The organism is Martinezella lusitana (assembly GCF_014207095.1).
GTDB lineage: Bacteria > Pseudomonadota > Alphaproteobacteria > Rhizobiales > Rhizobiaceae > Rhizobium > Rhizobium lusitanum_B.
On sequence record NZ_JACHBG010000001.1, the window covers coordinates 717,519 to 743,015 of the forward strand.

The window sequence follows — 25,497 nt, forward strand, 5'->3', positions numbered from 1 at the left end:
TCCGCGAGGAGGGCTTTAGCCCTTCTTACCGAGCGCGCCGCTATTCGTGATGGTGATGAAATCGGTCTCGTTGCCGGTTTCCGGCCCGACGCCGGTGTCTGAGATTGTCAGCGACGAACCGGATGTCAGCAGGTCCTCGATGCGATGCCTGATATCGTCGGGAATGGTGATGCGGCCAAGCGCTTGTCCGGCGGCATCGAGTGATTGCGATTGTTCCTCGCTGGTGATGCCGTATCGCTTCTTCATCTTGCTGCTCAGATCTTCCTCCAGCGTCATGCCGAACCAGTCGGCCTTGCCGCTGATGCGGTCGATGGCATTGGCGGTGAAGAAATGCACGCCGAGAGCTTCTTGCGGCTCGGCAATGATGGCCGGCCCCTCGAAGAGCGGCTTGAAATTCTGGCGGACCATGATCGCGCCGTTCGGCGGTTCGCCTTTGCCGGCGGCGGCATAGACCGCTTTCATCAGAGCCGGGCTCACCAGGCCGCCCGTCGCCTTGATGTTGTGCGCCTTTCTGAAGTCTTCGATTGCCTGAACAGTCGACGGCCCGAGCATGCCGTCCGGCGTGCCGGTTATGAAACCGATATCGTTCAGCAAGCCTTGAAGGTCGCGAACATTCTCGCGCAATCCGCGCCGGGTGATCAGGATGCTAAGTGGTGCAAGATCGATGGGTGGAGCGGCGACTGCCGTCGCCTGTGGAAGCTTGATCGAGGTGACGTCGTTCGTCGCCACCTGCAGCGACTGAGCCTGCGGCAGGAAGCTCGCTGTCGAGGGTCGCAGCTCTATACCGGAAAACAGCGCCGGCGGAGGCGCCGCCTGCGGCTGAAACAGCATCGCGTTTTCCACAGGCTGCGGTACCAGTGGCTGATTGGCGATGACCACGTGCACGCCACGCTCGGTCATCTGATAGAGCATCTTGGCGAAAGCCTTGGGCATGCGCACGCAGCCATGCGAGGCCGGATAGTTGGGAACCGAGTTGGATTCGTGCAAAGCAATTCCGGACCATGTCAGCCTTTGCATGAAGGGCATGGGCGAGGCGGAATAGAGATTTGACTCGTGGTAGACCTTCTTTTCCAGAATGGAGAAGATCCCGCTCGGTGTCGTGTGACCGCGTTTGCCGGTGGATACCTTGGATGTCGCCACCACCTGGTCGCCGTCATAAACGGCAAGCGATTGTCTGTCCTTGGAGACGACGATTTGCAGGGTGCGGGCATCCGACGCAGCGGCAAAGCTGGGCTGCGAGAGGGCGGTTGCTGAAAGCAGCGCAAGCCCAAGCAAGAAAAATGGCTTCATAGACACAACCAAACGCAATACTCGTAATGCCCAACGTTAGACTTCGAAGTTTAAGGAAGACTTTCGCAAAGGACGTGCTTTGTCGCTCCGGAAAAAAGCCTGGAGCCGTGTTTCGCCGGGCGGAATACGGAAGCGCCGAAGCAAGGCGGGCTCCCTGCTTCGGCGTGGGGTTATCAGTGAATATATCGTGTGATCAGCGCACGCTGGATGCGACCCAGTTGTGCCAGTCCTGCTCGCTACCATGGAAGGCGTTGAGGTCGATCTTGCCGTCGACGCCATGGGAAACGCCCGAGCCGGAATACTGCCAGAACAGCCACTTTCGGCCGGGATAGACCTTGGACGGATGCTGGGCGACGGCGCGCAGCCAGAATGGGTAGTTGAGCAGCTCACCGCTGAGATTGTCGCGATAGAAATCCGGCGCGGTGTAGACGATCGGACGCTGGCCATAGTGCTTTTCCAGCTTGTCCATGAACACCTGCATCTTGGCGAGCACTTGTTCGCGCGAAGGGCGGCGCTTGCAGCTCGACTCGCCATTCCACTCAACGTCGATGACGGGCGGCAGGGCACCGGCTTCTCGCGGTACATTGCGAATGAACCAGTCGGCTTGCTCGCCCGCGGTCCGGCACCAGTAGAAGAAATGATAGGCGCCGTGTTTCAGGCCGGCCTGCTGGGCGGTTCGCCAGTTTTTCTTGAACATCGGGTCGAGATGGTCGCCGCCATCGGTCGCTTTGATGTAGACGAAATTGGCGCCCTGGGTGCGCAGCGTGTTCCAGTCGATATCGCCCTGCCAGCGCGAAACGTCGACGCCATGCACCGCCAGTTTCCGCGGCGAGGTGGAGGTGCCGAAGTTGATCGGCTTGGCATCGCGGAAGCGATGGCTGTAGATCTGCATCGGTTGCTGCCGCAAGGAGCGCGGCACTGGGTTGGATGGCGCAAGCATGGCGAGGGGCCGCTGCAGCGGCACGGGAGCATCGCTGTCGCCCTGGTCGGAAGGTGAAGGCATGAGCCCTTCCGGACGCAGATTGGTCGGCATCGCCACTGCGAGGGCCTGTTGGCGCTCGACGCGTGAAACCGTTTCGCCGATCTCGACCGAGGGTACCACTCGGCCGGTCTTTGCGATGGAGCTGGTCAATTCATTCGAAGGAGGAGTGGCTCGCGCGGCTTCGCGCTCACCTCGAGCGGCACAGCCTGAGATCGTCAGGCAGGCGAGAAGAATGGTCGATACAGCCGATAGACGCATAGGAACCCGTACGCAAAACACAATCGACGGCGAATCCGCGCCGTTCGGAAGTTACAGAATTCGAGTCCTAATAGAAATTTACCAAGAAAGTTTGAATCCGAGCTTTTCGAGCCAAAGAATCGCGCGCGTCACGCGGAGATTTTTGGTTCAATCTATATGTCTCCGATTGGTGATTTAAAGTTAAGATATTGTTATTTATGGCGTTTATCACCGAATGTGTAGCCGGTCTCGACCGTCTTGTTTCCGAATTTTTCTCGCAACTTATCCATGGCCGCTTCCGCCGCGGCGCGGCGCATGGCGTGTTCATCGATCAAATCCGGAGGGTCGGCGCGCGCCGCGTCGCCCAGATCGGAGACGCCGATACCGATCAGGCGGAACTTCGTTCCATCGGTTTCCGGCTCGAGCAGCCGCAGGCCGGTACGGAAGATTCGGTCCGCCAGTTGCGTCGGGTCTTCGAGACGCCGATTGCGCGTTCGGATCTTGAAGTCCGCCGTCTTCAGCTTCAACACCACGGTCTGGCCCGCGATACCGCTGCGCTTCAACCGGCGCGAGACCTTCTCTGCGAGATCGCGCAGGATGGGCACGAGATCGTCATACTTTGAAATGTCTTCGAAAAATGTCGTTTCGGACGTTACGCTCTTGGCCGCCTCGTTGGGGTGAACCGTGCGGTCGTCTATGCCGCGCGAGAGGCGGAAAAGCCGCTGCCCAATGACGCCATAGCGGCGCATGAGATCGCCTTCCTCCATGCCCTGCAGCTGGCCGATCGTGCGGATGCCGTCGCTCTCAAGCGTCGCGGCAAAGGCCTTGCCAACCCCCCAGATCGTGGTGACCGATCGGGGCTCCAGGAAAGAGAGCGCCTCTTCGCGACCGATGACGGAAAAGCCGCGTGGCTTCTGCAGGTCGGAAGCGACCTTGGCGAGGAACTTGCAATAGGATAGGCCGACGGAGATGGTGATGCCGATCTCCTGTTCCACGCGCCTTGCGAATTTAGCGAGGATGCGAGCAGGGGGATCGTGGTGGAGCCGTTGCGTGCCGTCGAGCTCCAGGAAGGCCTCGTCAATCGAAAGCGGCTGCACCAGCGGCGTCAGATCCTGCATCATCCCCCGGATTTCCCGACCGACGCGAACATATTTCTCCATGTTCGGCCTGACGACCACGGCTTGAGGACATGCTTCCAAAGCCTTGAACATCGGCATCGCCGATCGGACGCCATGGATGCGGGCGATATAGCAGGCGGTAGAGACCACACCGCGTTTGCCGCCACCGACGATGACCGGCTTGTCGGCCAGTTCCGGATTGTCCCGCTTTTCTATCGAGGCGTAGAATGCGTCACAATCGATGTGAGCCAGTGTTAATGCGTAGAGTTCGCGATGATAGACGAGGCGGGGGCTGCCACAGGCTCGGCAGCGAGTCCTCACAGCCGATTGCTCACTCAAGCAATCGCGGCAAAAACCGGAGATTTTGTCGGGCCTATCGGTCATTGAATGAGAACAAAAATTGAACATTGCCACTTTATGTTCTAATTTTGCGAGTCTCAAGCTGGAAAACGAGGAGGAGGACGGTGTGGAGAATTTAGATGTGCACCAGTTGACGCTGGATCGCTGGAGCGATTTCGAGGCGCTCTTCGGGCCGCTTGGCGCCTGTTACGGCTGCTGGTGCACCCATTTCCGCATTCCGACATCAGAGCGCAAGACGATGGATGGAGATGCGAAGAAACGCTTCATGCAGGAGCGCATTGCCGCCGGACCGCCTCCCGGTCTTCTTGGCTATATCGGCGAGCGTCCGGTTGCCTGGGTGCAGGTCGGCCCTCGTTCGGAGCTGCCGCAATGGAATTCGGAGAAAACGGTGTCGCGTCCGCTCGATCCGGCCGATGCCGAGGACAGTGCTGTCTGGGCCGTGAGCTGCTTCTTCATGAACTCCCGGGATCGCGGCAAAGGATACAGTCACCGGATGCTGTCGGAAGCCGTGAATTTCGCCAAGGCTTCGGGCGCACGCCTGCTGGAGGGCTGTCCGATTGAGCGCACCAAACAGTCGAAGTCCGTCGGCCTCTATGTCGGCTCATTACGCATATTCGAGGCAGCTGGCTTTTCGGAAGTTGCTAAACGAAAGGATGGACGTCCGCTGATGCGCCTGGTGCTCTGACACGGGTCCGTTTCAGCTGACGATATGAGCCCGAAGCAGGGCGGCGGCCTGGCTCCATTCGTTTGCTTCGGGAATCCCCGCCGGCGCGGCTGGTGCCATGCGATGAACGATGGAATCCGGCTTGAGATTGATCAGGAGGCAATCCGGAACATGTTCGCTGACCGAATGCAGATTGTGCGCCATATCGTCGATGAAGGCGACCGGCAAGGTGCGGCTCGCATGAAGCGACCGTACGATCGGTCCTTTCGGCTGCAGCGACGCGAGCAGGGGATAGGCAAGCCCGAGCCGGTCGAGCAGGCGGCGTCGCTGTTCCCAGAATTGCGGCGGCATGGCCGTGAGGAAAACGATATCGGCCTCCTTCGAAACCTCGCCGAGCGTGTCGACGGCGAGATCGAGAGGGGTCTGCCACTGTTCCTGCGCTTCGAAGAAGGAATCGATGAGCCGATGCACGTCTTTCTCTTCAAGTGCCGTTCCACTTGTTTTGGAGACGATGTTCCCGGTCAGCCGGAAGGAGCGCGGCAGGAATTCACTGCCCTCGCCGTCGAGGAAGGCCAGGAAAGGCGCAAAGAAATGCAAGACGACATCATCGACATCGCAGACAATCAGGGGGCGATCCTGCAGCCGGATATGGGATACGTCGAATTCGAGCGGAGCGTCCATTATCAATATTCTCCGGAGGCGAGGCCCGGCGGCGAGAGATGCACGGACGCAGCAGCAACGGCTTCCGGCGAGATGCCGCTTGCCTCGCAGAAGGCCAGCAGCGTCGGCTCATGGTTCATCAGGAAGTCGAGCATGCCTGCGAGAAACGCCGGCTCGTTGATCGCATTGCGAACTTGCGCCGGTGCGACGCCGGTTAGCGCGAGAAAGCGGCCGAACATGTCCGGCTCGTTGGCTAGCCATCCGAGTACGGCAATGGCCGTCTCTTGCGGGTCCGCTGCATTCTTCTTCGGGTTCTTGAAGTTACTTTGCATTTTGAAGAGTGATTTACCTATTTTTCAACCAAATCCCGGTAATGTGCGATTCAAGTATTTGTGGAATCGGTTCCTCGCGACCCTATATTTCGAGAGAATGGATGCAATACCGGATGCAGGGACAGCTTTCCATGCCTAAGCAGGTAATGATTGTAGAAGACAATGAGCTGAATATGAAGCTCTTTCGCGATCTGATCGAGGCGTCCGGCTATACGACGATCCAGACCCGCAACGGTATGGAGGCGCTCGATCTGGCGCGCAAGCATCGCCCCGATCTTATCCTCATGGATATTCAGCTCCCGGAGGTTTCCGGGCTGGAAGTCACGAAATGGCTCAAGGAAGACGATGATCTTCACGTCATCCCCGTGATTGCCGTCACGGCCTTTGCCATGAAGGGCGACGAAGAGCGCATTCGTCAGGGCGGATGCGAAGCCTATGTTTCCAAGCCAATTTCGGTGCCGAAATTTATCGAGACGATCAAAACCTATCTCGGCGACGCCTGAGCATGGGAAAGAGCTGATGACCGCACGCATTCTGGTAGTTGATGACATCCCCGCCAATGTGAAGCTTCTGGAGGCGCGGCTTTTGGCCGAATACTTCGAGGTACTGACGGCCGAGGATGGTTTGAAGGCGCTCGCCATCTGCGCCGGCACCCAGGTCGATCTTGTCCTGCTCGACATCATGATGCCGGGCATGGACGGATTCGAGGTTTGCGAACGTCTGAAATCCGATCCGCGTACTGCCCACATCCCCGTCGTTATGGTCACGGCGCTCGATCAGCCGGCCGATCGCGTCCGTGGTCTCAAAGCTGGCGCCGACGACTTCCTGACTAAGCCGGTCAACGATCTTCAGCTGATCTCGCGCGTCAAGAGCTTGCTTCGCCTGAAGACGCTGAGCGACGAACTGCACATGCGCAACGAGACCGCACGCAACTTCGGCATCGACGATCTGCTTCGCGCCGGCGATGGCCGCGCTGACGACGTCGGGCATGTGCTCCTGGTCGATGGCCGCGCCAATTCGCAGGAGCGCATCATTCGGGCACTGAAGCCGATCGCCCAGGTGACGGCCATGTCCGACCCTCAGGCAGCCCTGTTCGAGGCAGCCGAACGGCCTTTCGAGCTCGTCATCGTCAATTCGAACTTCGATGACTACGATCCGCTGCGGCTTTGCTCGCAGCTTCGCTCGCTGGAGCGCACGCGCTTCCTTCCGGTCCTGCTGGTGACCGAGCAGGGGGCCGACGATATGATCGTCCGCGCCCTCGATCTCGGCGTCAATGATTACATCGTGCGGCCGATCGATCCGAACGAGCTCGTGGCGCGCTGCCTGACCCAGATAAGGCGCAAGCGCTACAATGATCGTCTGCGCGCCAGCGTACAGCACACCATCGAGCTTGCCGTTACCGACGCGCTTACCGGCCTGAATAACAGGCGCTATCTGGACAATCATCTGAAGATTCTTTTCGATCGCTCGCTGGCGCGGGCGCGGCCGCTCTCAGTCCTGATCGCCGATATCGATCGCTTCAAGCAGGTCAACGACACCTATGGTCACGATGCCGGCGACGAAGTGCTGAAGGAATTCGCCGCGCGCATCCGTTCCACCGTGCGCGGCGCCGATCTGGCCTGTCGCTTTGGTGGCGAGGAATTCGTTGTTGTCATGCCGGATACACCCGCAGACATCGCCGCGGTCGTCGCAGAGCGCCTGCGCGCAGCGGTAGAAAACATGCCGGTGCGGCTGCGAGATACAGGTGTGGCGCTTAACATCACCGCTTCCTTCGGAATATCGTCTCGTTTGACGACTGTGGAGACGCCGGAGCAGCTGATGAAGCAGGCCGATCTTGCGCTTTATGAAGCGAAAAGGGCCGGGCGCAACAGGGTGGTTGCTTCGGCCGCTTGACCGATAATGGGTCAAAGCAGGTAAATTTCCCAATGAGTATTGAGGGGATTCCCGAAGTTTTGAACAGCCTTGATGTGATCCCGAACTTCACGCATTGGCTATAAGTGCCTTGGCATTGCCAATAGGATAGTCTTTGTAGTTTTGTTGATTATCGGAGCAGCTTGCGGTTCTTCAGCGAACCGCTTCGGTGCAGGCTGATTGTTTTGCTATATAAAGCCGATTTACTTGGTGTTTTTTAAATTTAGGCATAGATAACGGCTATATATAAGTGGATTTTTATTTGTTTGTGCGTACTTCCTTAAATATAAGTATTTATGATTTAAAAAATATACCGGATGAAGATTTTTATTCTCGATTGAGTTTCAAGTTTGATTTGTCAATTCTGTAAGAACATCCTGCCGTCTGGGGCTTGAATTTTAACCATCCGAACAGACAGGTATTTTTCATCATTAAGAATTAGTTGATTTTCTTTCGATTTCGCGCGAATTTAGTCCCGTACAGAGACAAGCCCTCAGGGCTTAGAGATACCCCATGATGCTCAGGTCCGCCGCATCTCCTGGGTCGTGGGGTCGGTCGGCTGGCAGGCAAAAGATAACGGTTCCTCGTGCCGTTTTGCATGCTGGCCGGCCCCCAAATCTAAAACGCCGCTCTTCGTTCATTCGAAGGCGGCGTTTTTCTTTGGGTGGTTCATGCCGCCGGCATTCCTATCCACCTTGAATAGCGAGATGCAGCCTATTTGCCTGGGCGACGCCAGCGCAAAACAAAAAAGGCGCTGGCCCGCAGGCAGCGCCTTCTTGAAACCCTAGGTTTAGGAAACTTACTTGATCTTCGTTTCCTTGAACTCGACGTGCTTCTTAGCAACCGGGTCGTACTTCGTCTTCGTCATCTTGTCCGTCATCGTACGGCTGTTCTTCGTCGTGACGTAGAAGAAACCGGTGTCGGCCGTCGACAGCAGCTTGATCTTGATAGTGGTAGCCTTGGCCATAGTCGTCCTGCCTTTAATAAAAATGAACGCCGTGGACGGCCAGTGAGGTGGTCCACGGCGAATTCTGGCGCGAAAATACAAATCGCGCCTGAAAAGTCAACCTCTGTTGCCCATGAAAAGCAGTCGTATCCCCGAAAGCAGGACATAAAGGCCGAAGAAAAACGCCACAGCCCAGGCAAAGCCGCTCGGATTGGCCAGATCCATCGCCGTACCGATCGTCGGTGGCCCGAGAACCATGCCGATGGCGTAGCAGAAAACGAAAGCGGCATTGGCTGCCACGAGGTCGACGCCGGTCAGCCGCGTGCCGAGATGGCTGAGGCCAACCGTGTACATTCCCGAAACGCAGCCGCCCCAGAAGAGCAGGATGGTGGCAAGAATAATCCAGTTCGAGGAGAGCGATGGCAACAACAGCGCGCCGACAAAGCCGATGATGGCCATGATCGAGAGCAGGGGCCGCTTGTCGCGCATTCTGTCGGCGAGCAAGCCGAGAGGGATCTGAAACACGAAATTGCCGACGCCCATGACGGTCAACAGCAGCGCAGCCTGTGATTCGTTGAAGCCGAGTCGGGTCGCATAGCTGGTGAACAGCGAGCCGCCGCCGACGGTGACGGCGCCGAACACGAAGACCGCGGCCGTGGCCGTCGGCACGAGGAAAATGTAGCGGACGAAATGCAGCTCAGGCTTCTCGTCGACAAGCGGGCTTTCGTTGCGGGCGATGAAGATCGGGATGGCGGCGGCCAGAATGATGCAAGCGCCGATGACAAAGGGCATGAGCCCTTCACTGCCGACAAGCGAGAAGAGCAGGGGGCCGGCGGCAAAGCCGAGCGAAAAGACTGTGGAATAAAGGCCGAGCACGAAACCGCGCTTGGATGGCGGCGAGGCTGCATTGATCCAGAATTCCGACAGGATGAACAGCGTCGTCGTCGACCCGTGGAAGATGATGCGCAACGGGAACCACAGAAGCAGATTCTCCGCATAATAAAAGCCCAGCGAGCTTAGCGCGGAGAGTATGACCGCCCAGATCATCGTCTGCACGACGCCGAAACGATGCGCGAGCTTCGTGGTGATGACGGCGGCGAGCATGGCCGCAATACCCATCATCGCCGTGTTGAGGCCGATCAGGGTCGAGGGGATGCCGCGCTTTTCCAGGATGATGCTGAGAAGCGGCAGGCCTAGCCCGATGGCGATGCCCACGGCAGACACGGAAGCAATGGCTGCGACGAGCGAAGGCCAGTGAATCTCTTCGACATGGCCGGCCTTGTCGTTCGTCGGTTCAAGCATAAATGGATCCTTGGAGCGCATGGCAGGCGAGTCGATCGAGATTTGAAACATCGAAAGGCGCAGCTCGGCCAAATTCTGGTGACGGGTCGGCTTTCATGAGATCGGACATATCCCCCAGAATGATCCTTTCGACGCCGGGCATGTTCAGACAAGAAACGCTGCCGATGTCAAGTCGTTGCGGGCAAAGCAATTCCTGCGAATCACGAATCCGCGGCAAATCGATCGCGGTTTGAGACGAAAGCATGCAGCAGCAGTCGGTCGCCGCGATTTCTTGCGCGGTCGGGGCGGGCAGGCTGATGGGCATGCTCACGATCGGCCGTTTCCCTGGTCCCATTCGTCCGGGCTGTCGTCATGGCCGCCGAAACCATGCATGCGCAACGCCCATTGCAGGCCGATCACGCCGCCTTTGATGGGCTGTATGATTGCGAGCGCCGCAATGACTGTGATGGGAGCCCAAATGGCGAGATGCGCCCACATCGGCAGGCTGAAGGCCATGTCCGTCATCATGTAGCCGCCCACGACAAGATGGCCGAGAACGAAGATCACCAGGTAGGGCGGCAGGTCGTCCGCCCGCTGATGAAAGATCTCTTCGTTGCAGACCGCGCAATGATCGACAGGTTTCAGAAAGGAACCGAAGAGCTTGCCCGTTCCGCAGCGCGGACAGCGATTGAGCATGCCGCGGGAAATGGAGCGACCGAGCGGGCGCTCGCTTTCGTCGGAACCGCCATAGCGGGTGGGAGAATCGGATGGGCTGCCCGTCATGAATGCTCTTTCTTCTTGCCCGCGGCGTCCTCTAGCGGCGGCCGCGCAGCGGTCTGGTTCCCGGCGCCTTGCGCGCGGGTGTTTTGTTGCGACGGGTCGCCTTATGGAAGGAACGCACCGCCGTCGGCATCGGCCGCCCGTCGCTCAGCATTTCGAAGCGCAGCGCGCCCGCTAGCGGCACGGCTTCTGCCAGTTTTACGGTCACATCGTCGCCGAGACGGAAACCTAGCCCCGTTTTCTCTCCGGTCAGCGCCTGATGCGCCTCGTCGTAGATGAAGTAGTCGGTGCCGAGCGTAGATATAGGGATGAAACCGTCGGCGCCATAGTCGGGCAGGGTGACAAAAAGTCCCGACTTGGTGACGCCGCCGACGCGTGCCTCGAATTCCGCACCGACCTGACCGGCGAGGTGATGGGCGATCAGCCGGTCGACCGTCTCGCGCTCGGCCGCCATGGCCCGGCGCTCGAAGGTCGAGATTTCGGCGGCGATATCGTCGAGCGAAGCTTCTTCATCCGGCGTAATGCCGCCTTCGCCAAGACCGAGCGAGCCGACGAGCGCACGATGCACGATCAGATCCGCATAGCGGCGAATCGGCGAGGTGAAGTGCGCGTATTTCATCAGGTTCAGGCCGAAATGGCCGATATTGTCGGGGCTATAGATCGCCTGGCTCTGCGAGCGCAGCACCATTTCATTGACCATGGTCTGATGCGCCGTACCCTCGGCTTTCGCGAGAATGCCGTTGAAGCTGTTGGCGCGGACATTGCCGCCCTTGGCAAGCGATATGCCGAGGGTTGCCAGGAATTCGCGCAGGATCTCCTGCTTGGCGAGCGTCGGGCCATCGTGGATACGATAGATCAACGCCTGCTTCTTCTTTTCCAGCGTTTCGGCTGCGGCGACATTCGCCTGGATCATCATCTCTTCGATGAGCTTGTGCGCGTCGAGGCGCGGCGGCACGAAAACGCGATCGACCGTGCCGTCTGGTTTCAGCAGGATCTTGCGCTCGGGCATGTCGAGCTCGAGCGGCTGTCGCCGGTCGCGGCCCTTCTTCATGATGTGATAGGCGTGCCAGAGCGGCTTGAGGATCGGCTCCAGCATCGGTCCCGTCTTGTCGTCGGGCTGGCCGTCGATTGCCGCCTGCGCCTGCTGGTAGGAAAGCTTGGCCGCGCTCTTCATCATGATGCGATGGAACGTATGCCCTGCCTTGCGTCCTTCCTTGGAGAAGATCATCCGTACGGCGAGGGCAGGGCGGTCGACGCCTTCCTTCAGCGAGCAGAGATCGTTGGAGATACGCTCGGGCAGCATCGGCACGACGCGGTCGGGGAAATAGACCGAGTTGCCACGCTTCAAGGCTTCGCGGTCGAGCGGCGAATTCGGGCGCACATACCAGGAGACGTCGGCGATGGCGACGGTAACGATGACGCCGTCCGGATTTTCGGGCGAGGGGTCCATCTCCGCATAGACGGCGTCGTCATGATCCTTGGCATCCGCCGGGTCGATGGTGATCAGCGGCAGGCTGCGCCAATCCTCGCGATGCGACATGGTCGCGGGCTTGGCCGCGTCGGCTTCTGCAATGACGGCGGCCGGGAAGACATGCGGAATGCCGTGCGCGTGAATGGCGATCATCGAGATCGCTTTTTCCGAAGCGACGGAACCGACGACGGACAGAACCTTGGCGCGCTGCAGGCCGAAACGGCCGAGACGCGCCACTTCCACTTCGACCAGATCGCCATCCTTGGCGCCGCCGGTATAATCCGGGTCGATCACCATTTCCTCGCCGCGTCGCTCGATCGGCATTAAACGGCCGCCACCGCCCGGCGTTTCGCGGAAGACGCCCATGGAGGCGCCCTGCCGCTTGTCGATGACCTTGATGATGCGGGCCGTATAGGCCGGGCCGCCGCGATCCACCGCTGAAAAGATTTTTGCGAGAATGCGGTCGCCCATGCCGGCGACAGGCGCCTTGCCCTTGCCGTTACGGCCAGCCGGCGAGGAGGACTGCTTGATCAACACGGCCGGAGCGACGCCGTTTTCGTCAGCCCATTCTGCTGGGCGGCCGATCAGCATGCCATCCTTGTCGCGGGTGGTGATATCGAGAACGGCGATCGGCGGCAGTGCGCCGGGGCGGATGAGCGACTTGCGGCTCTTCTGCACCATGCCTTCTTCTTCCAGCTCGCGCAGCAGTTCCTTCAGCGCGACGCGGCTTTCGCCTTTCAAGCCGAAGGCCTTGGCCAGCTCGCGTTTGGACGCCTGCTGCGGATGATCGGCGATGAAGCGTAGGATGACTTCGCGCGGCGGCAACTCGCCATGAATGATCGCCATCATCGGCTCGGCGTCGCCGCCAGCCTTACCGGCGCGGCCGGGTTTGCCGGAACGCCGTTCCGACGATGGATTCCTGCCGCGCGGTTCTCTGCTCACTCTGCACTCTTCTTCTTTGTTGCCGCCTTTGCCGCAGGCTTCTTCGCAGCAGCCTTCGGCCTGGCGGTCGTTTTCGTCGCTTTTGCGCCGGCGGCCGCAGCCTTCGCCTTGGCGGGCGCCTTCTTAGTGGTGCCGCCGCTCTTGCCGGCCTTCGCGACGATCAGAGCCAAGGCTTCTTCGACCGTGATCGCCTGTGGGTCCGTGCCCTTCGGCAGGGTCGCGTTGACCTTGCCCCAGTTGACATAGGGGCCATACTTGCCGTCGCGCACGGTGATGGAGCCGCCACCATCCGGATGCTCACCGAGATCCTTCAGCGCTGCCGGCGTGCCGCGCGCTCTGCCGCCCGCTGCCTTGTTTTGCTTCTCGGCGATCAGGGTCACGGCACGGTTCAGGCCGACTGTAAAGACATCCTCGACGCTTTCGAGGTTGGCATAGCCGCCATCATGCAGCAGGAAAGGTCCGTAGCGGCCGATGCCGGAAGAGATCATCTTACCGGTTTCAGGATGCTTGCCGATGTCTCGCGGCAGCGAGATCAGCGCCATCGCCTTCTCGTAATCGATATCCTCGGGCTTCCATCCCTTTGGCAGCGAGGCGCGTTTGGCATCCTTGCCGTCACCTCGCTGGATATAAGGCCCGAAGCGACCGGAACGCAGCGTCAGCTCTTCGCCGGTCACCGGATCGGCGCCAAGTGCCTTCGGCTCGTTCAATCCGTTGGATTCGGCTTCCGCGCCGCCTTCGGAGGAAAGCTGGCGGGTGTAGTTGCATTCCGGATAGTTCGAGCAACCGACGAAGGCGCCGTATTTGCCGAGTTTCAGCGACAGGTTGCCCGTGCCGCAGACCTGGCAGATGCGCGGATCGCTGCCGTCTTCGCGCTTTGGGAAGACGAGCGGCGCCAGTGCCTCGTTCAGCGCATCGAGCACGTTGGTGACGCGCAGTTCTTTAGTATCCTCGATCTGGGCGAAGAAATCGCGCCAGAAGTCACGCAGGACGTCCTTCCAGTTCAGCTCGCCGGCCGAAATGCGGTCGAGCTTCTCTTCCAGATCGGCAGTGAAGTCGTATTCGACGTATTTGGTGAAGAAGCTTTCGAGGAAGGCCGTCACCAGCCGGCCCTTGGCCTGCGGCAGCAGCTTGCGCTTGTCGATGGTCACGTAGTCGCGGTCGCGCAGCGTGGCCAGCGTCGCGGCATAGGTGGAGGGGCGGCCGATGCCGAGCTCTTCCATCTTCTTGATCAGCGATGCTTCCGAATAGCGCGGCGGCGGCTCGGTGAAATGCTGGGTCGAGTTGATCTTCTGCTTGGCGAGATTTTCGCGCACATTGATCTCCGGCAGGCGGCCGCCTTCTTCGCTGTCGTCGCTCTGCTCGCCATCTTCCTTCTGGTCGGTATAGGCGGCGATGAAGCCGTCGAAACGGATAACGGAGCCGACGGCACGCAGGCCAGCTTTCTTGCCGGCGTTGTCGGCGAGGATTTCAACGGTCGTGCGCTCGATTTCGGCCGACGCCATCTGGCTGGCGATGCCGCGCTTCCAGATCAGGTCGTAAAGCCTGAGCTGGTCGTCATCGAGGAACTTGCGGATACGGTCCGGCACGCGGTCGAAATCGGTGGGGCGGATCGCTTCGTGCGCTTCCTGGGCATTCTTTGCCTTGGTGGAATAGAAGCGGGCCTTTTCCGGCAGATAGCGATCGCCGAACTGGTTGGCGATGGCGCGGCGTGCGGCATCGATCGCTTCCGGCGCCATCTGCACGCCGTCGGTACGCATATAGGTGATGAGACCGACGGTTTCGCCGCCGATGTCGACGCCTTCATAGAGCTTCTGCGCGACTTGCATGGTGCGCGAGGCCGAGAAGCCGAGCTTCGAGGAAGCGGCCTGCTGCAGCGTCGAAGTGGTGAAGGGTGGGCTCGGATTGCGCTTGACCGGCTTTGCCTCGACGGTATCGACGACGTAGGAGGCGCCTTCCAGCAGAGCCTTGAGGCGGCCGGCTTCTTCGCCGTTGCCGATCGCGCGCGGCTGCAGGCGCTTGCCGTCAGCGGATACCAGGCGTGCTTCGAATTCGTCGCCGCGCGGCGTCTTCAGTATCGCCGAAAGGTTCCAGTATTCTTCCGAGATGAAGCGTTCGATTTCGGATTCGCGGTCGCAGACGAGGCGCAGTGCCACGGACTGCACGCGGCCGGCCGAGCGTGCGCCCGGCAGCTTGCGCCACAGCACCGGCGACAGGTTGAAGCCAACGAGATAATCGAGCGCGCGGCGGGCGAGATAGGCATCGACCAGCGGCACATCGATATCGCGCGGATCGGCCATGGCGTCGAGCACGGCCTTCTTGGTGATGGCGTTGAAGACGACGCGCTTCACCGGCTTGCCATTGATGACGCGCTTCTTGTTCAGGAGGTCGAGCACATGCCAGGAGATCGCTTCACCTTCGCGATCCGGGTCGGTCGCGAGGAACAGGGCGTCGGAGGATTTCATCGCGTCGGCGATGTCCTTCATGCGCTTTTGGGAGGCACCATCGACTTCCCAAAGCATTTCGAAATCCTGGTCCGGCAGCACCGAACCGTCTTTGGCGGGCAGGTCACGCACATGGCCGAAGGATGCAAGAACCTTATATCCGGGTCCCAGATATTTATTGATTGTCTTGGCCTTGGCAGGCGATTCCACCACTACAACGTTCATCATCAAGTCTCTGAATACGAGGTCGCGCCGGTATAAGGCGCGGGAGATACCGGGGTTTTCCGTCTTCCCGGCCTTCCGACATGGACAGGGAAATCGTCGCGGTCAAGAGGCGAAGGCGATTTTTGCACTTGGCGCGACGATGCGATGCTTAGAATTGGTACGGGTGTCACAATTTTCAATCCAGCATGGAGATCGACACCAGCCCGCCCGGATGACGATGCAGCCGGCCGGCCATGTCCAATTCGAGCAGGATTGAGTGAACGGCCGATATCGGCAGGCCGGTATGGCGGACGATGTCGTCGATCTCGACCGGTGTCGGCCCGAGCGCCAGGACAATGTGGTCACGTTCGGCATCGTCGGGCGGCGCGGAAAGCGGCCTGCTCCTTTCAACGGGCGGTATGGCAGGGCGCGGTCGAAAAAGGTCCGGCTCGGCGAGCGGCCGTAGCGCCTCGACAACGTCGTCAGGCCTCGTCACGATCATCGCTCCGTCCTTGAGCAGCCCGTTCGTTCCTTCACAGCGCGGATCGAGCGGCGAGCCGGGAACGGCAAAGACGAGCCTGCCGAACTCGCCGGCAAGGCGCGCGGTGATCAGTGAACCGGATCTCGTTGCCGCCTCGACGACCACGACGCCGAGCGAGATGCCGGCGATAAGACGATTACGCCGTGGAAAGTCGCGAGCTCGCGGCTCCCAGCCGAATGGCATTTCGCTGACGGCAAGCCCGTTCCCATCCCAGATATCATTGAGCAGCCCGATATTTTCGGGTGGGTAGGGCTGATCGAGCCCGCCCGCCATGGCAGCGATCGTGCCGGTCGCAAGGCTGGCGCGATGCGCTGCCGTATCGATGCCGCGCGCCAGACCGGAGACGACGGCATAACCGGCCTCGCCGCAGATGCGTGCGATCATCGCGGTGAACTTCGCGCCGCTGATCGAGGCATTTCGTGAGCCGACTATACCGATGGCCGGTCTCGTTGCGGTTGACATGCTGCCCTTGACCGCAAGCAGCGGCGGCGCACCGTCTATCTCTCGAAGGGCAGGGGGATAGTCCGGTTCGCCGATGCCGACGAAGCGTGCGCCGAAGCGATGTGCCGCTTCCAGCTCCCGCAACGCATCCCGCTCGTCGGCTATGCGGACGGCGCGCGTCGAACCGCCGCGCTGCGAAAGCTCCGGCAGCATGGCAAGTGCCGCCTCTGCGGAACCGTAGTGATTGATGAGGTCGCGAAAGGTGGACGGGCCGACATTGTCGGAGCGGATGAGCCTGAGCCAGGCGATCCTCTGTTTTTCGGTCAGCGCAACTCCATTCCGTTTTGCGCTGCCTGTGTCCATTACCCCTTCGCTCCGATCTTGCTTTCTGTCCCGGTGGTGAGCCGGGCGATGTTGGCCCTGTGCTTGTACCAGGAGATGATGGTCATCAGCGCCATGGCGGCCGCGATCTTATCGACGCCCAATATCCATAATACAACCGGGATGACAAGGGTTGCAACCAGTGCGGAAAGCGAGGAGTAACGGGTGGTAAAGGCAATGACCAGCCAGATGATGGCGAAGATCAGAGCCATCAGCGGTGCAAGGCCGAGCAGAATGCCGAGATAGGTCGCCACACCCTTGCCGCCCTTGAAGCCGATCCAGACCGGGAAGATGTGGCCGATGAAGGCGGCAAAGCCGGCGAGAACGGCAGCATCTTCACCGAAGAAATGCCCGACGATCAGAACGGCAGCCGTGCCCTTGAAGGCGTCGAGCAGCAGCGTGGCAGCAGCGAGGCCCTTGTTGCCGGTGCGCAGCACATTGGTCGCGCCGATATTTCCCGAGCCGATATTGCGCACGTCGCCGAGGCCGGCCATGCGCGTCAGCAGCAGGCCGAAAGGGATCGAGCCGAGCAGGTAGCCGATGACGAGGGCGGCCAGCGCGGTCTGCGGTGTAAGCTGCCAAGTCCAGAAATCCGCCATCACGTCTTATTCTCCGTAAAGCCTTGGGGCCGCCCTAGAGACTATGAACCAGCTTGCCGGCGACATAGGTTGCAACCGCCCGGCCGCTCATTCTCGCATCTTCAAAGGGTGTATTCTTCGAGCGCGACAGAAGCATGTCTTTGGCGACAAGCCAAGGCTCATCAATGTCGACGAGCGCAACATCGGCCTTGGCGCCGGGCTTCAGCGTGCCGGCGTCGAGCCCGAAGATCTGTGCCGGCCGAGTCGACAGCGCATCGATGAGCCGCATCAGGCTGACCTCGCCGCTGTGATAGAGGCGCAGCGCCGCCGGAAGCAGCGTCTCGAGCCCGACGGCACCGTCTTCCGCTTCGCTGAACGGCAGGCGTTTCGTGTCGACGTCCTGCGGATCATGCGAGGAGACAATGATATCGATCGTGCCGTCGGCCAGCGCCTCGATCATGCCCGTGCGATCATCCTCGGAGCGCAGCGGTGGATAGAGCTTGAAGAAGGTCCGGTACTCGCCGATGTCGTTCTCGTTGAGCGCGAGATTGTTGATCGAGATACCGCAGGTGACTTTGGCACCGCGCGAGCGGGCGAGGCGGATGGATTCGGCCGATTCCGGCACCGAGATCATCGCCGCATGATAATGACTGCGCGTCAGTGTCGCGATGCGGAGGTCTCGCTCCAGCGGGATCAGCTCGGCCTCCTTGGGAATACCCGAAAGGCCGAGCCAGCTTGCGAGCAGGCCTTCATGCATGACGCCGTTGGCGCCGAGATATTTGTCGCGCGTCTCGCAGGAGATGACGGCGCCGAATTCGCGCGCATAGGTCATCAAACGACGCAGCACCTGGCTATCGTGGATGCTGGAATGCGCATCGGTGAACAAGACGGCGCCGGCTTCGCGCAGCAGGCCGATCTCCGTCATCTCTTCGCCGGCGAGACCCTTCGTCAGAGCTGCGGCCGGATAGACATTGACGATAGCCGTGTCGCGCGCCGTCTTTTTGACGAATTCGACGAGGGCGATATCGTCGATGACCGGATCGGTATCCGGCATCATGATGAAAGAGGTGACCCCACCAGCCGCTGCCGCACGGCTTGCGGAGGCGATGGTTTCGCGATGCTCGCCGCCGGGTTCGCCGACATGCACGCGGGCATCCACCAGGCCCGGGATGGCGAAGAGGCCATTGCAATCGCGAACGGTCGCGCCCTTGGGAACGCCGTGGTTTTTCGCATCCTTGCCAGAGGCGACGATCACGCCGTCTTCGACGACGATCGTGCCGACCTCATCGAGATTGCGAGAAGGGTCGATGATGCGGACGTTCTGGAAGACGATCGAATTGCTCATACGCCTGATACCTCGGTACGCGGTCCCTGGTTCTGTGAAACGAGCAGGGTCTCCATGACAGCCATGCGGACGGCGACGCCCATTTCCACCTGTTCGGCGATAACGCTTTGCGGGCCGTCGGCCACTTCGGAAGCGATTTCCACGCCGCGGTTCATCGGACCGGGATGCATGACGAGCGCATCCTCCTTGGCGGCCTTCAGGGTCTCGGCGTCGAGTCCGTAGAAGTGATAGTATTCCCGCACCGAAGGCACGAAGGCGCCGGACATGCGTTCGCGCTGCAGCCGCAGCATCATCACGACATCGGCATCCTTCAGCCCTTCCTGCATCGAATGGAAGACTTCGACGCCCATGTCGGCGATGCCGGCCGGCAGCAGCGTGGCGGGCGCGACGACGCGGACGCGTGCGCCCATGGCGTTGAGAAGCAGGATGTTGGAGCGGGCAACGCGCGAGTGCAGCACGTCACCGCAGATCGCGACGATGATGCGCGAAAGCTTGCCCTTGGCGCGGCGGATCGTCAGCGCGTCGAGGAGCGCTTGGGTCGGATGCTCGTGCTGCCCGTCGCCGGCATTGACCACGGAGCAGGAGACTTTCTGTGCGAGCAGGGCGGCGGCGCCTGCACTCGAATGGCGGATGACAAGCACGTCAGGCCGCATGGCATTGAGTGTCATCGCCGTATCGATCAGCGTCTCGCCCTTTTTGACCGAGGAGTTGCCGACCGACATGTTCATCACATCGGCGCCAAGCCGTTTGCCGGCCAGCTCGAAGGAAGACTGCGTGCGCGTCGAAGCCTCGAAGAAAAGATTGATCTGTGTCAGCCCGCGAAGCGTCGATGTCTTTTTTTCGCGCTGGCGGCTGATCTTTACGGCCTCGTCGGCCTTGTCGAGAAGATAGGTGATATCCTGCTCGGTGAGGCCCTTGATGCCGATGAGGTGGCGGTGGGGAAAGAAGACCATGAACCTGCCCTCTGGATGTCGTCAGGGGGTCTATAAAGAGGGAGTGCGCATGGAGCAAGCGTGGGCTTGCGATGCGCTTGCTTGTTCCCCATGCAATTTCGCCCGAATCCCGCGGCAGCAGCTATGCTGTTAGGAGACGTAACTTCCAGTTTCCTTTTGCAACCTACTTGCTCTACAAGCGATTCATGACCCAACAGACCCGGACTGACGACCCATTTGCCGACCTGAACCAGCCGAGCCTCTGGTCCGGCATCAATGCCTATCGTTCCGATCCGCTGATCGTCGATCTGACCTCCGCATTGCCGCGTTCGATACGGGAAGACCTGGAGCAGATGGGGCGTTTCGTGACCTCGCATGAGGCGCAGGAACTGGCTCGCATGGCAAATCAGGGCGCCCCGCAACTGCGCACCCATGGCCCGCGCGGCGAGCGTCTGGATGTCGTCGAGTTTCACCCGGCCTGGCATGCGCTGATGCGCCGCTCCATGGCGTCCGGCCTGCATTCCTCGATCTGGGATGCGCAGGCGGACCCCGAAGCGAAGGGACAGTCGCACAAGGTGCGCGCTGCACGCTTCTATCTGACGGCGCAGCTCGAATGCGGCCATCTTTGCCCGCTGACAATGACCAGTGCCTCCGTGGCGGCGATGATGGCGTCGCCGGCTGTGCAGAAGGATTGGGCGCCAAGAATTCTTTCGCGCAAATATGATTCCTCCAACAAGCCGGCCATGCAGAAGACTGCCGTCACCATCGGCATGGGCATGACGGAAAAGCAGGGCGGCACCGATGTGCGTGCCAACCGGACGACCGCCGATAAGGTCAGCGACGGCATCTACCGGCTTTCGGGCCATAAATGGTTCATGTCGGCGCCGATGAGCGATGCCTTCATCATGCTTGCCCAGACCAAGGACGGCATGGGCTGCTTCCTCGTGCCGCGGCTGCTCGAGGATGGCTCCGCCAACGGCCTGCATTTCCAGAGGCTGAAGGACAAGCTCGGCAACCGGTCGAATGCTTCCTCGGAAGTCGAGTTCACCGATACGTTCGGCTTCCTGCTCGGCGCGCCCGATGGCGGCATCCGCACCATCCTCGACATGGTGACGCTGACGCGGCTCGACTGCGCGCTGGCCTCTGCCGGTATCATGCGCGCTTCGCTTGCCGAAGCCGTTCATCATGCCCGCGGCCGCAGCGTCTTCGGCAAGATGCTGGTCAGCCAGCCGATCATGACGCGCGTGCTCGCCGATATGGCGCTCGACGTCGCGGCGGCAACTGCGCTTGCCTTCCGCCTGGCCGAAGCATTCGACAAGGCGAGCGGCAGCAGCGAAGACGCCGCCTATGCCCGCGTCATGACGCCGGTCGCCAAATACTGGTGCTGCAAGATCGCGCCAGCGTTGATCTATGAAGCCATGGAATGCATCGGCGGCAGCGGCTATATCGAGGAGCGTCCGATCGCCCGTCATTACCGCGAGGCTCCCGTAAACGCGATATGGGAGGGCTCCGGCAATGTCATGGCGCTCGATGTGCTGCGCGTGTTGAATCGGGGCCGGGATCTCTTCGAAACCGTCTTTGCCGGTCTTGCCCGCGATCTCGGCCCGGCCGGCAAGAAGACCATCGAAGTCCTGCGCGCGGCTATGGCGCTTTGCGAACAGGATGAGGGCGCTGCCCGCCTGCTGGTCGAACAGATGGCGCTCGCGGCCGGTGCCGCCGAGCTTTACCGCCTGGGTGCCGGCAAGATCGCCGATGCGTTTATAGAAACCCGATTGGCCGGTGGCTGGCGCGCGACCTACGGCATGCTCGATGCGCGTTTCGACGCCAGCTACATCGTCGATCTTCTTTATCCGCCGGCGACATAAACATGGTTTCCATTCGAAACGTTCGTCCCGAAGATATCGATCAGCTCTATGCCATCTCGCTTTCGACCGGCGATGCCGGCAAGGATGCGACGCCGCTCCATCGCGACGGCCGTCTGATCGGACATATCTATTCCGCACCTTACGCCATGCTGCTTCCCGAGCTGGTTTTCGTTGCCGAGGATGAGCAGGGTGTTTTCGGCTATATCGCCGGCGTTTTCGACACGATCGCGTTCGATGAGCAGCTTGAGCGCGAATGGTGGCCGGCTCTGCGCCGACGCTATGAGGATGCGACAGGCGATCCGGCGCTCTGGGATGCCGATCAACAGCGGATATCGGCGATCCATCATCCGAAGCATACGCCCGCGATCCTCGTCGAGCGATATCCGGCCCATATACATATGAATCTGCTGCCGCGTGCCCAGGGCAAAGGTGTGGGAACGGCGCTGCTGGACCGCTGGATGGAAAACGCCCGCGCCAACGGCATAAAAGGCATTCACCTTGGCGCCAACACCAGCAATCATGGCGGCATCCGCTTCTGGTCGTCGCGTGGTTTCGTGCCCGTCGAGCTGCCGCCAGGGGTGGCTTCTGAAACGACCGTATGGTTTGGTCAGTTTCTCTAATCTGTGGATTCGCCGGTTTAGGCGATATCGCCACCCTTCGCTTTGTTGTTCAGGCGGGCTCCACTTGCTAATCACCGATCGGTGACAGATTGGAGGCGAGTCGATGGCCGTTACAAATGCAGCCGTTAAAATCCCGTTTGAGGCACCTGCTCCGGAAAAGCGGGCGCGCAACCGCGCCGCGACCGAGCAGGCGATCCTCGATGCCGCCAAGCGGCTTCTGGCGGAGGAGGGCTTCCAGAATTTCGGCATCAATGCCGTGGCCCGCGGCGCCGGCTGCGACAAGCAGCTGATCTATCGCTACTACGGCGGCCTCAACGGTCTTGTGGAGGCCATCGGCACTGATCTTGGCAGTTGGGTGGCGGATCGTATCCCCGACGATACCGGCGGCATGTTCCTTCTGACTTACGGCGACCTGATGGAGCGGCTTTCGATGCTGTTTCTCGATGCCCTGCGTGCCGATCCCCTGATGCGCCGTATCGTCGCCTGGGAGGTCTCGGAAAGCAGCGAGCAGGTGCGTCGCCTGTCGGAAGCGCGCTCCAAGGCGCTGGCCGGCTGGATCGAGCGCATGCGCGGCTCGCTGGTGCCGCCCAAGGGCGTCGATGCTCAGGCGGTCAATGCCATGATTTTCGCAGCTATTCAGCACATCGTGCTCGCCTCGGCCGTCAGCGACCAATGCGCTGGTCTGGCGTTGAAAAACAGCAAGGACTGGGAAAAGGCGGCTATCGCCCTGAAGCGGATCGTGCGCGGCGTCTACGGCTGACGCCGCCCTTGGGGGAGGGATATCCACAAGCCGGCTCCGCCGTTAACCTTAACAAATGGTTTACGTTGCGCCCTAGCGGTTAACTCGTCAGTGTTAGGAGACGATTAGTTAACCATCAAGCGTGCAGCCATGGGGTCGAAACCCGCAAAATTAGTGTTTCTGGTTACGGCGATGATGTTCTTCGCCGTGCTCGCACTAGATATAACGCTGCCCGCAATGGTGTTGAGCGCTATGGCGCTGTCGAACTGGCTCGTCCTTTCGACTGGCACGACGCAATTTCAGCGTCGAAGAGGTACCGCATGAAGTGGTTGTTGATTTGCTGGGCCGCCCCGGTCTCGTTCCTCGGGGCATGGTATTACCTGTCGTATTACGACATGAGCTTCGGCATCTTCATGCTGACGCGACAGGGGCACGATCTGGTGTTCGACATCTACGGCAAGATTCTCGGAATTCCACCTGAGACCATCCCGCCGCTCGTTGCCCGCGCCATCGCTTTCGACAGCGTATTGGTTTTCGCGATCTACGGTTTTCGCCGCCGCGCTGCCATCATCGCATGGTGGAAGCGCCGTCAGGAGGCGTCGGGATCGAGCAAGGTCGCTCTGCCGAGCGCCGACAGCCTGTCCAACGCTCCTTGAAGAATGAAGCTCGCCGCCGCCGAGTCGATGCGCTCGGCGCGCTTGGCCCGCGAAACGTCCATTTCCAGCAGCGCCCGCTCGGCCGCAACGGTCGACAGCCGCTCGTCCCAGAAGACGAAGGGCAGGGCGGTCTTTTCCGACATGCTGCGCACGAAGGCGCGCGTTGCCTGCACGCGCGGTCCGGCGGAGCCATCCATGTTCATCGGAAGCCCTATGACGAAGGCCGCGACCTTTTCCTTTTCGGCGAAGGCGAGCAGCGTTTCGGCGTCCTGCGTGAACTTTACCCGCTTGATGACCGGACGAGGTGTTGCAAAACGCCGCCCGAGATCGGACATCGCAAGCCCGATCGTCTTCGTGCCGAGATCGAGGCCTGCTATCGGCTGACCGGGCAGGAGCATCACGGCTAGGTCTTCGATGGTCAGCGTCGTCATCGGGGGTCTCGCTCTCGTCAAAACAAATTGAAGTCAAAGCCGCTTTTCTTTGTCGCGGTTTGGGATATCTCCTAGAGCATTTCCAGCAAAAGCGCACAGCGGTTTTGCGTCCGGAGATGCGGGAGAGCAAATATCAGGAGCGTTTCCACCGGAAATGCTCCGGACACCGGCATTCCATTTCAAATCAAGTACTAAGGAGAAATCCAATGAAGATCACCTGGCTCGGCCATTCCGCTTTTCGCATCGAAACCGCCAAGGCGAAAATACTGATCGATCCTTTCCTGACTTACAATTCCTCCTTTGCGGCTGCTGGTCTCAACAACAAGGACGTTACCGAAGGTATCACTCATATTCTGCTGACGCACGGCCATGCCGACCATGTCGGTGACGCCGTTCAGATCGCCAAGGATACGGGCGCGGTCGTTCTCGCCAATGCCGATCTGGCTTCCTGGCTCAGCACCAAGGGTGTCGAGAAGTTGGAAATGGGCAATACCGGCGGCACCGTCGGCCTTGGCAGCTTTTCGGCCACCTTCACCAATGCGCTGCATTCCTCAGCCCAGATCACCGAGGACGGCGTTTCCCATGCGCTCGGCAACGCGAACGGCCTGATGCTGCATTTCGACGATGAACCGACACTGTTCCATATGGGCGATACCGACATCTTCTTGGATATGGCTCTCATCAACGAGCTGCATCAGCCCGATATCGGCATCGTGCCGATCGGCGACCGGTTCACCATGGGCGGCGCCGTGGCTGCGCTCGCCTGCCAGCGCTTCTTCAACTTCAAGACCGCCATTCCCTGCCACTACGGCACGTTCCCGATCATCGATGCGACGCCGGAAAAGTTCATCGCCGGGCTGGAAGGCTCCAAAACTGCGGTTGCGGCGCCGAAGGCTGGTGAGAGCGTTTCTGCTTAACGATACCCGTTGCGTATGGCGGGCATGGCCTTTATAGCGAGTGTGAAAAATACCTACTCGCAATGTAGGTAAAACCTACCTCGGAGAATGCCATGTCCGTCGATCTCGCCACTGTCAAACGCGTCGCCCATCTTGCCCGCATCGCCGTCAATGAAGACGAAGCGCAGCGGATGATGGGTGAGCTGAACGGCATTCTGGGCTTCGTCGAGCAACTCTCCGAAGTGAATGTCGATGGCGTCGAAGCCATGACCTCGGTCACGCCGATGGCAATGAAGAAGCGCACCGACGAGGTGACCGACGGCAACAAGGCCGTCGACATCGTCGCCAACGCGCCGATTACCGATCAGAATTTCTTCCTGGTGCCCAAAGTCGTCGAATAACGGTTCCTTCGAGCCTTTCCGACCCGTTGCCCAATTCCAGATCTGAAGCGAA

25 protein-coding genes are annotated in these 25,497 nt (G+C 60.3%); 9 read left to right on the forward strand and 16 right to left on the reverse strand.

Annotated features, from left to right (window positions below; translation table 11 throughout):
• Positions 1–15 precede the first annotated feature (15 nt).
• The 3 genes from GGD46_RS03445 to GGD46_RS03455 all read right to left on the reverse strand — a co-directional run bounded on the left by GGD46_RS03445 (position 16) and on the right by GGD46_RS03455 (position 4,011).
• Positions 16–1,290 carry a L,D-transpeptidase family protein gene (locus GGD46_RS03445; protein WP_184701825.1) on the reverse strand — a complete coding sequence of 425 codons (1,275 nt, stop codon included), beginning with the start codon at positions 1,288–1,290 and terminating at the stop codon, positions 16–18.
• Positions 1,291–1,483: 193 nt separating this feature from the next.
• A complete protein-coding gene (locus GGD46_RS03450) occupies positions 1,484–2,530 on the reverse strand; it encodes a GH25 family lysozyme (RefSeq protein ID WP_184701827.1) in 1,047 nt (348 codons plus the stop codon).
• A gap of 191 nt (positions 2,531–2,721) precedes the next feature.
• Positions 2,722–4,011, reverse strand: a complete 1,290-nt coding sequence (locus GGD46_RS03455; RefSeq protein ID WP_184701829.1) for a DNA polymerase IV — start codon at positions 4,009–4,011, stop codon at positions 2,722–2,724.
• Between the two features lie 82 nt (positions 4,012–4,093).
• On the opposite strand from GGD46_RS03455, the gene GGD46_RS03460 reads away from it, so the two are divergent.
• Entirely contained in the window at positions 4,094–4,672 is a 579-nt protein-coding gene (locus GGD46_RS03460) for a GNAT family N-acetyltransferase (RefSeq protein ID WP_184701832.1), read from the forward strand.
• A gap of 12 nt (positions 4,673–4,684) precedes the next feature.
• On the opposite strand, the gene GGD46_RS03465 is transcribed toward GGD46_RS03460, so the two are convergent.
• Both GGD46_RS03465 and GGD46_RS03470 read right to left on the reverse strand, forming a co-directional pair.
• A complete protein-coding gene (locus GGD46_RS03465) occupies positions 4,685–5,332 on the reverse strand; it encodes a hypothetical protein (protein ID WP_184701834.1) in 648 nt (215 codons plus the stop codon).
• Positions 5,333–5,334: 2 nt separating this feature from the next.
• Positions 5,335–5,643: a DUF3572 domain-containing protein gene (locus GGD46_RS03470; protein ID WP_184701836.1), complete on the reverse strand. Its 309-nt coding sequence runs from the start codon at positions 5,641–5,643 to the stop codon at positions 5,335–5,337.
• Positions 5,644–5,774: 131 nt separating this feature from the next.
• Here GGD46_RS03470 and GGD46_RS03475 point away from each other — a divergent pair, with 131 nt between their 5' ends.
• Together GGD46_RS03475 and GGD46_RS03480 are read left to right on the forward strand one after the other, a co-directional pair.
• A complete protein-coding gene (locus tag GGD46_RS03475; protein WP_028754034.1) occupies positions 5,775–6,146 on the forward strand; it encodes a response regulator in 372 nt (123 codons plus the stop codon).
• A gap of 16 nt (positions 6,147–6,162) precedes the next feature.
• Complete coding sequence (locus tag GGD46_RS03480; RefSeq protein WP_184701838.1) at positions 6,163–7,536, forward strand: PleD family two-component system response regulator; 1,374 nt, start codon at positions 6,163–6,165, stop codon at positions 7,534–7,536.
• A gap of 817 nt (positions 7,537–8,353) precedes the next feature.
• On the opposite strand, the gene rpmG is transcribed toward GGD46_RS03480, so the two are convergent.
• The 10 genes from rpmG to GGD46_RS03530 form a co-directional block, all read right to left on the reverse strand.
• Positions 8,354–8,521 carry a 50S ribosomal protein L33 gene (rpmG, locus tag GGD46_RS03485; RefSeq protein WP_003547442.1) on the reverse strand — a complete coding sequence of 56 codons (168 nt, stop codon included), beginning with the start codon at positions 8,519–8,521 and terminating at the stop codon, positions 8,354–8,356.
• A gap of 96 nt (positions 8,522–8,617) precedes the next feature.
• Positions 8,618–9,802, reverse strand: coding sequence for an MFS transporter (locus tag GGD46_RS03490; RefSeq protein WP_184701840.1), 1,185 nt, complete (start codon positions 9,800–9,802; stop codon positions 8,618–8,620).
• A complete protein-coding gene (locus GGD46_RS03495) occupies positions 9,795–10,112 on the reverse strand; it encodes a hypothetical protein (RefSeq protein WP_184701842.1) in 318 nt (105 codons plus the stop codon). The genes GGD46_RS03490 and GGD46_RS03495 overlap by 8 nt, the downstream gene beginning before the upstream one ends.
• Positions 10,109–10,564, reverse strand: a complete 456-nt coding sequence (locus GGD46_RS03500; protein ID WP_184701843.1) for a DUF983 domain-containing protein — start codon at positions 10,562–10,564, stop codon at positions 10,109–10,111. The genes GGD46_RS03495 and GGD46_RS03500 overlap by 4 nt, the downstream gene beginning before the upstream one ends.
• Before the next feature lie 31 nt (positions 10,565–10,595).
• Entirely contained in the window at positions 10,596–12,974 is a 2,379-nt protein-coding gene (gene rnr, locus GGD46_RS03505) for a ribonuclease R (RefSeq protein ID WP_184701845.1), read from the reverse strand.
• Entirely contained in the window at positions 12,971–15,640 is a 2,670-nt protein-coding gene (gene topA, locus GGD46_RS03510) for a type I DNA topoisomerase (protein WP_184702235.1), read from the reverse strand. Before topA ends, rnr begins: the two co-directional genes overlap by 4 nt.
• 175 nt (positions 15,641–15,815) lie before the next feature.
• Positions 15,816–16,964 carry a DNA-processing protein DprA gene (gene dprA, locus GGD46_RS03515; protein WP_184701847.1) on the reverse strand — a complete coding sequence of 383 codons (1,149 nt, stop codon included), beginning with the start codon at positions 16,962–16,964 and terminating at the stop codon, positions 15,816–15,818.
• Positions 16,964–17,581 carry a glycerol-3-phosphate 1-O-acyltransferase PlsY gene (plsY, locus tag GGD46_RS03520; RefSeq protein WP_210325433.1) on the reverse strand — a complete coding sequence of 206 codons (618 nt, stop codon included), beginning with the start codon at positions 17,579–17,581 and terminating at the stop codon, positions 16,964–16,966. Before plsY ends, dprA begins: the two co-directional genes overlap by 1 nt.
• A gap of 34 nt (positions 17,582–17,615) precedes the next feature.
• Entirely contained in the window at positions 17,616–18,905 is a 1,290-nt protein-coding gene (locus GGD46_RS03525; RefSeq protein ID WP_184701851.1) for a dihydroorotase, read from the reverse strand.
• Entirely contained in the window at positions 18,902–19,858 is a 957-nt protein-coding gene (locus tag GGD46_RS03530; RefSeq protein ID WP_184701853.1) for an aspartate carbamoyltransferase catalytic subunit, read from the reverse strand. The genes GGD46_RS03525 and GGD46_RS03530 overlap by 4 nt, the downstream gene beginning before the upstream one ends.
• Before the next feature lie 185 nt (positions 19,859–20,043).
• On the opposite strand from GGD46_RS03530, the gene GGD46_RS03535 reads away from it, so the two are divergent.
• From GGD46_RS03535 to GGD46_RS03550, 4 genes are all read left to right on the forward strand, one after another.
• Positions 20,044–21,702 carry an acyl-CoA dehydrogenase family protein gene (locus GGD46_RS03535; RefSeq protein WP_184701855.1) on the forward strand — a complete coding sequence of 553 codons (1,659 nt, stop codon included), beginning with the start codon at positions 20,044–20,046 and terminating at the stop codon, positions 21,700–21,702.
• A gap of 2 nt (positions 21,703–21,704) precedes the next feature.
• A complete protein-coding gene (locus GGD46_RS03540; protein WP_184701858.1) occupies positions 21,705–22,322 on the forward strand; it encodes a GNAT family N-acetyltransferase in 618 nt (205 codons plus the stop codon).
• Positions 22,323–22,425: 103 nt separating this feature from the next.
• Positions 22,426–23,082, forward strand: coding sequence for a TetR/AcrR family transcriptional regulator (locus GGD46_RS03545; protein ID WP_184701860.1), 657 nt, complete (start codon positions 22,426–22,428; stop codon positions 23,080–23,082).
• A 299-nt stretch (positions 23,083–23,381) separates the two neighbouring features.
• Positions 23,382–23,717 (forward strand): DUF6105 family protein, encoded by a 336-nt coding sequence (locus tag GGD46_RS03550; protein WP_184701862.1) that lies wholly within the window; start codon positions 23,382–23,384, stop codon positions 23,715–23,717.
• Here GGD46_RS03550 and ruvX read toward each other — a convergent pair.
• Positions 23,651–24,148, reverse strand: a complete 498-nt coding sequence (gene ruvX, locus GGD46_RS03555; protein ID WP_184701864.1) for a Holliday junction resolvase RuvX — start codon at positions 24,146–24,148, stop codon at positions 23,651–23,653. The two genes, GGD46_RS03550 and ruvX, sit on opposite strands and share 67 nt — an antisense overlap.
• A 206-nt stretch (positions 24,149–24,354) precedes the next feature.
• On the opposite strand from ruvX, the gene GGD46_RS03560 reads away from it, so the two are divergent.
• Positions 24,355–25,065 (forward strand): metal-dependent hydrolase, encoded by a 711-nt coding sequence (locus GGD46_RS03560; protein WP_184701866.1) that lies wholly within the window; start codon positions 24,355–24,357, stop codon positions 25,063–25,065.
• A gap of 92 nt (positions 25,066–25,157) precedes the next feature.
• On the forward strand, positions 25,158–25,445 hold the full coding sequence (gene gatC, locus GGD46_RS03565; protein WP_184701868.1) for an Asp-tRNA(Asn)/Glu-tRNA(Gln) amidotransferase subunit GatC: 288 nt from the start codon (positions 25,158–25,160) through the stop codon (positions 25,443–25,445).
• The last annotated feature ends 52 nt before the right edge of the window (positions 25,446–25,497 follow it).

Excerpts from the sequence above, each read along its gene's own strand:
- GGD46_RS03445 (WP_184701825.1), bottom strand. The coding sequence starts at position 1,290 with ATGAAGCCATTTTTCTTGCTTGGGCTTGCGCTGCTTTCAGCAACCGCC.
- GGD46_RS03450 (WP_184701827.1), bottom strand. The coding sequence starts at position 2,530 with ATGCGTCTATCGGCTGTATCGACCATTCTTCTCGCCTGCCTGACGATC.
- GGD46_RS03455 (WP_184701829.1), bottom strand. The coding sequence starts at position 4,011 with ATGACCGATAGGCCCGACAAAATCTCCGGTTTTTGCCGCGATTGCTTG.
- GGD46_RS03465 (WP_184701834.1), bottom strand. The coding sequence starts at position 5,332 with ATGGACGCTCCGCTCGAATTCGACGTATCCCATATCCGGCTGCAGGAT.
- GGD46_RS03470 (WP_184701836.1), bottom strand. The coding sequence starts at position 5,643 with ATGCAAAGTAACTTCAAGAACCCGAAGAAGAATGCAGCGGACCCGCAA.
- GGD46_RS03475 (WP_028754034.1), top strand. The coding sequence starts at position 5,775 with ATGCCTAAGCAGGTAATGATTGTAGAAGACAATGAGCTGAATATGAAG.
- GGD46_RS03480 (WP_184701838.1), top strand. The coding sequence starts at position 6,163 with ATGACCGCACGCATTCTGGTAGTTGATGACATCCCCGCCAATGTGAAG.
- rpmG (WP_003547442.1), bottom strand. The coding sequence starts at position 8,521 with ATGGCCAAGGCTACCACTATCAAGATCAAGCTGCTGTCGACGGCCGAC.
- GGD46_RS03490 (WP_184701840.1), bottom strand. The coding sequence starts at position 9,802 with ATGCTTGAACCGACGAACGACAAGGCCGGCCATGTCGAAGAGATTCAC.
- GGD46_RS03500 (WP_184701843.1), bottom strand. The coding sequence starts at position 10,564 with ATGACGGGCAGCCCATCCGATTCTCCCACCCGCTATGGCGGTTCCGAC.
- topA (WP_184702235.1), bottom strand. The coding sequence starts at position 15,640 with ATGAACGTTGTAGTGGTGGAATCGCCTGCCAAGGCCAAGACAATCAAT.
- dprA (WP_184701847.1), bottom strand. The coding sequence starts at position 16,964 with ATGGACACAGGCAGCGCAAAACGGAATGGAGTTGCGCTGACCGAAAAA.
- plsY (WP_210325433.1), bottom strand. The coding sequence starts at position 17,581 with ATGGCGGATTTCTGGACTTGGCAGCTTACACCGCAGACCGCGCTGGCC.
- GGD46_RS03525 (WP_184701851.1), bottom strand. The coding sequence starts at position 18,905 with ATGAGCAATTCGATCGTCTTCCAGAACGTCCGCATCATCGACCCTTCT.
- GGD46_RS03530 (WP_184701853.1), bottom strand. The coding sequence starts at position 19,858 with ATGGTCTTCTTTCCCCACCGCCACCTCATCGGCATCAAGGGCCTCACC.
- GGD46_RS03535 (WP_184701855.1), top strand. The coding sequence starts at position 20,044 with ATGACCCAACAGACCCGGACTGACGACCCATTTGCCGACCTGAACCAG.
- GGD46_RS03540 (WP_184701858.1), top strand. The coding sequence starts at position 21,705 with ATGGTTTCCATTCGAAACGTTCGTCCCGAAGATATCGATCAGCTCTAT.
- GGD46_RS03545 (WP_184701860.1), top strand. The coding sequence starts at position 22,426 with ATGGCCGTTACAAATGCAGCCGTTAAAATCCCGTTTGAGGCACCTGCT.
- GGD46_RS03550 (WP_184701862.1), top strand. The coding sequence starts at position 23,382 with ATGAAGTGGTTGTTGATTTGCTGGGCCGCCCCGGTCTCGTTCCTCGGG.
- ruvX (WP_184701864.1), bottom strand. The coding sequence starts at position 24,148 with ATGACGACGCTGACCATCGAAGACCTAGCCGTGATGCTCCTGCCCGGT.
- GGD46_RS03560 (WP_184701866.1), top strand. The coding sequence starts at position 24,355 with ATGAAGATCACCTGGCTCGGCCATTCCGCTTTTCGCATCGAAACCGCC.
- gatC (WP_184701868.1), top strand. The coding sequence starts at position 25,158 with ATGTCCGTCGATCTCGCCACTGTCAAACGCGTCGCCCATCTTGCCCGC.